This is a genomic window from Streptomyces ipomoeae 91-03, assembly GCF_000317595.1.
GTDB classification, from domain to species: Bacteria; Actinomycetota; Actinomycetes; order Streptomycetales; family Streptomycetaceae; genus Streptomyces; species Streptomyces ipomoeae.
Window position 1 is genome coordinate 1 of the sequence record NZ_AEJC01000445.1, and the last position, 795, is coordinate 795.

Sequence of the window (795 nt, forward strand, 5' to 3'; positions counted from 1 at the left end):
CGCACTCGGCCGGTGCACCGTCCATGTCACCGAGGGATCCATCACCCATTCCAGAGCGGTGAGGACTCCTTCCATCGAGCTTGCGTCCCACCCGGACGGCGCACTCACGGCCCGGCAGCAACTCACGACGCTACTGGTCGACGCCTTTCGCGGGGCGGCTGCCGCGGCTGAGCCCTCACAGCCGATGGCGCAGACTCACGCGGAACTGGCTCCCGGGCAGGACGACCAGCCCGGCCTGTTCGACCTGGCCGCCGAAGCCGAGGCACAACTGGAGGCCATCTCGGGGGACATGGCCGATGTGGAGTCCGCCCTGACAGATCTCGGGGCGATGATGGAGCTGATCGCGGAGGACATGGTCCGCGTCAGCCATCCCGGGGCGTCGATGACCTCGAAGCTGGCGGTGATCAACCGGCTGGCCAAAGCCATCGACGGGCCGGTCGGCGACCTTGAGGCAGCGGCCGAACGCTTCGCGGAGCGCATGGGTGCCGGCGTCGGTGCGTTCGGCGCGTTCCTGGAGTGGGCGGCTGACACGCCGCGCGGCGAATGGCCGGACGGCACGGCGGAGGTTCTCGACCAGGTGGCGACGGCGTCCCCGGAGATGCAGACCATGACGATCGGATTCCAGGAGGTCATGGCACTGATCAACCTGTTCGGTGCTTCCAGCCGGCATCTGCGTGGACCGGCCCGGCGGATCGGTAAGTCTCTTCAGACCATGTTCCGGAGTGTGGCCGTGCTGGAAGAGTGGCAGGGCAAGGCCGAGGCGATCAGACGGGCCTGACCCCCCTCGGCTTCCGA

1 protein-coding gene is annotated in these 795 nt (G+C 68.3%); it reads left to right on the forward strand.

All coding sequences use genetic code 11. The features are described from left to right. Nucleotides 1-778 (forward strand): hypothetical protein (locus STRIP9103_RS29610; protein ID WP_009326546.1); only part of this gene is annotated, 778 nt, incomplete at its 5' end. Nucleotides 779-795 lie beyond the last annotated feature (17 nt).